This is a genomic window from bacterium, assembly GCA_030654305.1.
In the GTDB taxonomy this organism is placed as follows: domain Bacteria; phylum Krumholzibacteriota; class Krumholzibacteriia; order LZORAL124-64-63; family LZORAL124-64-63; genus PNOJ01.
Map to the genome: position 1 here is coordinate 1 of JAURXS010000165.1, position 4292 is coordinate 4292.

The 4292-nt window shown below is 67.3% G+C and carries 2 protein-coding genes; both read left to right on the forward strand.

All coding sequences use genetic code 11. The features are described 5' to 3' along the window. Positions 1-2695 (forward strand): FlgD immunoglobulin-like domain containing protein (locus tag Q7W29_04515; GenBank protein ID MDO9171079.1); only part of this gene is annotated, 2695 nt, incomplete at its 5' end. Between the two features lie 314 nt (positions 2696-3009). After that, positions 3010-4292, forward strand: a 1283-nt coding sequence (locus Q7W29_04520; GenBank protein MDO9171080.1) for a hypothetical protein, incomplete at its 3' end; no start/stop codon positions are given.

Below are 4292 nucleotides of genomic sequence, written 5' to 3' on the forward strand. Positions count from 1 at the left end.
CTCGAACAGCTTCCTCGAGTACCTGGACTGGGTCGGCACCGTGGCCAACCCGCTCGCCGACACGCTGGTCCGCGTGACCGCGGTCATCAGCTACGACAACGAGCCCGGCTACGACTTCCTGTCGCTGCGCTACGAGACCCCCGCGGGTATGGTGGAGCATGCGGCGTGGAACGGCTACGCCGTGGCCGAGCCCGTCGACGCGTCGTTCACCCTGACGTCCGCCGACTACGTCAACACCAACCAGGTCCACCTGCGCTGGCAGGCCGACGCCGACGGCGCCTGGTCCGACAGCGACTGCCTGTACCCGACCCAGGGCCACAGCCAGTTGGACGACATCGTCGTCTACTTCAACGGCGTCATGCAGACGTCCGACAACTTCAACAGCGGAATCGGCCCGAACTGGTTCACCGTCGTGCCCCAGGGCTACGGCAATTTCGCCAAGGTCTGGCCGCTGCTCGAGGATCTCGATCCTTGCGTGACGAACGAGACCCCCCAGTTCGCCTTCATCGATGACGGCATCGTCGTCCCCGGCGTCGGCCCGTCCTCGAACCTGCTGTACACCTACGGCCCCAGCGGCTACAGCCGCAACTGCACCGGTGGCGCCCTGGGCGCGAACACCGACGACAACCTGCTCGGCAACGAGATCTGGTCGCCGCCGTTGGCTTGGCCCGCGGGTGACTACGTCGCCGCCGCGCTGCAGTTCGGCAACTACCTGCATTCGCCGTACGGCACTGCGACGTTCGACGGTATCTTCCAGGTCTGGCACGTTCGCTGCTCGACCGACGGCGGCAACACCTGGTACGGCTGGGCCGATCGCAACACGATCTACTACAGCGCCCAGGGTGCCTACGGCCGCAGCTCCTTCGTGGTCACGGACCTGCTCGAGCCCGGCACGACGCACGTCCAGGTCGCGCTGGGTCTGACGGAGGATTCGCGCTACAACATCGGGACCGACGGCACGCCCGCGTCGTACTTCGACAACGTGGCGTTCTTCGTGTACACCTACGGCGGCCCCGCGATCTCCATCAGCGGCGAGTGGGACCTGCCCAACGACCAGTTCGCGAAGAACCTGGACCTGGGCAACCTGGCCAGCAACAACCTGCGCTTCGACATGTGCCAGGACCTCCTGGACACGACGAGCCCGAACATCGTTCACGGCGACTCCGTCGTGATCAACGTTCAGCCCGTGCGCCCCGGCGCCGAGCTGGTTGCGCTGCCGCGGATGCACTACAAGATCAAGTGCAACCCGCTGTTCAACGGCGTGCGCAACGTGACGCCGGTGGGCGGCTACATCGAGGGCGACGCCGTGGCCGACAGCGTCTTCACCTCGGCCGGCATCCTGGTCCAGTGGCGTTGGGCGTTCGATCTGGACGACGACGGCCTGCTGTTCCCGGGTGACCAGCTGCACTGGTACATCACGGCGACCGACCGCGTGAACGGCGACCCCGGCACCGACGGTACCACGACCTATCCGGCCAACATCACCGGGTTCGGCGTGTTCCCGGGTGATGCCGGTTACGTCCAGTTCCAGTGGCCGTTCCAGTGGATCTGGCGCGGACTGCCGTCGGTGACCGACCTCGCCGGCACTCAGCCCAGCATCCTGTTCTGGCACGACTTCGGCAACTTCGGCGGCGGCATCAACGAGTGGAAGCAGTCCTTCGCTCAGTTGGGCCTCATCGAGAACGTCGACTACGACATCTACTTCACGCAGGCCCCGTCCTCGAACGTCGGCAACGGCCTGGGCGCCAACGCGTCCGCGGTCGCCCTCGCCGGCTACGAGACGATCCTGTACGGCTCGGCCACCCTGGCCGGCTCGCCGCTGACCGGTCCCGCCATTGCTCCGGGCAACACCGGCGACAAGGGCGACGACGTGGCTCGTCTGTCGGCGTGGCTGGGCACCGGCAAGAACCTGCTCGTGACCGGCGACCGCGTCGTCGTCGCGACCGGTTCGACCACCGTCGCCGGCGGCGCGGCGTTCGTCCAGAACTGGCTGGGCTGCACCCGGCTGGCCACGGACGTCCGTCCGCTCATCGGCGGCCAGGCGGCCCCGCTGGTCGTCCCGACCCCGAGCAACGTGGTGGGCTTCAGCACTCCGTTCGTTGCTTACGGTTCCTGCCCGACCTTCCGCGTGTTCAACGGCATCGGCGTCTACGCCTCGCCGTTCGGCTACTCGACGAAGGCCGGCGAGTTCACGGCCGTGGGTGCCTACCCGACCTACGCGGCCATGGTCTCGAACCACAACACGGTTGCCGGTACGAAGGTTGTGACGGTTCCGGTCGACTTCGGCGCCTGGTACTCCCCGTACTCGACGGCCAAGGCCGATCCGGCTCCGTACGCCGCCCGCACCCAGGCTCTCGGCGAGATCCTGGTGTGGTTCGGCTACACGCCGACCTTCGGCACCACGCCGACTCCGAGCAGCGGCGTGTTCTTCGCGAAGAACTACCCGAACCCCTTCAACCCCATGACGACGATCGAGTGGTCGATCCCGCGCGCCGGCGATCTGTCCATCAAGATCTTCAACGTCAAGGGCGAGCTGGTCCGCACCCTGCATGACGGCTTCTCTGCGGTGCAGAGCGGCGTCATGGAGTGGAACGGCACCAACGACAGCGGCCGCGACGTCGCGTCGGGCGTGTACTTCTACGAAGTGCGCTCCGGCGACAACGTGTCGGTCAACAAGATGGCGCTCGTGAAGTAACTCCGGTCACTTCACGGGTCGGCGTCCGAGGGAGGGCGGTCCGCAAGGGCCGCCCTCCTGCTTGGCGGGGAGGGGGCGCCGCAGGGTGCGGTGTGCGGAACCGCAATGCCGGTAGGGAGTTCGGCGCTGCGGCGGGGAAACTAGAAGTTGACACTCGTGCCCGACGATCCCTATATTTCCCAGGCAGCTCGCAAACGCTCCTCGGCGTGGAAACGACATGTTTCCGCGTTGTTCTAGCCGGTTTGTCGCCCGCGGACGGATCGGTCGTGCCCGCCCGGTCGACCTGGCGCCGGGCTGGAAAGGCGAGACCCATCATGCGAGTCCTCCGTCATCTGCGGATCTGGGCGCCGGCGCTGTCGTCGGCGGCGCTGGTCGTGCTGTTCGGTTGCCGCGCCTTCGAGCCGGAGACCGTCATCGTCAATCACGCCCCTGAGACCTACGTGACCGGCGGGCCTCAGGGAGGGGCGGGGGGGCAGTTCCACCACCACCTCTTCTGGTACGGCGCCGACTCCGACGGCCGCGTCGAACGCTTCATCTGGGCGTTGACCGAGGGCACGGTCCAGGACCCCGAGACCGACGACGACGAGGAGGACTCCCGCTTCAACCCGGCCGAGAACATCACCACGCTGCAGATCGGCCACTACACGACCAAGACCGACTCGATCTTCGACTTCCAGATCAACGAGGGGTCGACCACCTCGGCGGACCTGACGTTCCACATCGTGGCCGTCGACGACCGCGGGGACTACGACCGCACGCCGGCCCGGCTCTATTTCCTCAGCAACGCCCTGGGCCAGCCCGACATCCAGTTCTTCCTCGGCGACGAGCAGACCCCCGCGACGCGCTTCGCCGACTACGACACGATCGGCTACGCGCTGCCCTTCCGGCTGACCTGGCTGGGCACCACGCCGAACATCCACTCGTTCTCGCCCGAGATGCTCGCCGCCCGCGACACCGTGCCGCCGCTGGACGGCCTGTTCGGCTTCAAGTACCGCATGCCGCTGGACGTGGCCTGCGACGCGACGAGCGAGGATTGCTGGAACCCGCAGCGGTTCGACCCGGCCACGAACCGGCAAGTCTCCTACTTCAGCGTCGTCAACAGCCTCTCCTTCAGCAACGACGACTCCGGCGAGGACGTCTCGCGGCGCCGGCTGTCGCCATCGGTCCACACGCTGCTGGTCAACGCCATCGACGTGGCGGGCGTCGAGATCCAGTCCGACCGCCAGGACCTGAACTTCGTCCACAACTACGACCCCGAGACGATGATCCTGGGTCACGCCAAGCCCCACGACCTGGACGGCGACGGCGTCGTCGAGGCCGGCGAGGCGCTGTCGTTCGACAGCGACCCCTTCTACCCTTCTGACGCCAACCAGTACCCCTACTTCGAGGTGTACCGGCCGGACGGCACCGTCACGACATCGCCCTTCGCCGAGGGCGCCCGCGTGCCCCAGAGGTCCGTCGTCCATTTCAAGGCCATCGGCTGGGACGACCACCGCGACACGCGCCTGCGCGACATCCCGGGCCAGACGCCGCCCGGCTACGGCCTGCGCTTCCAGACCAAGTTCGACGCGGTGGGCCGCTTCCTCGGCGGCGCGAA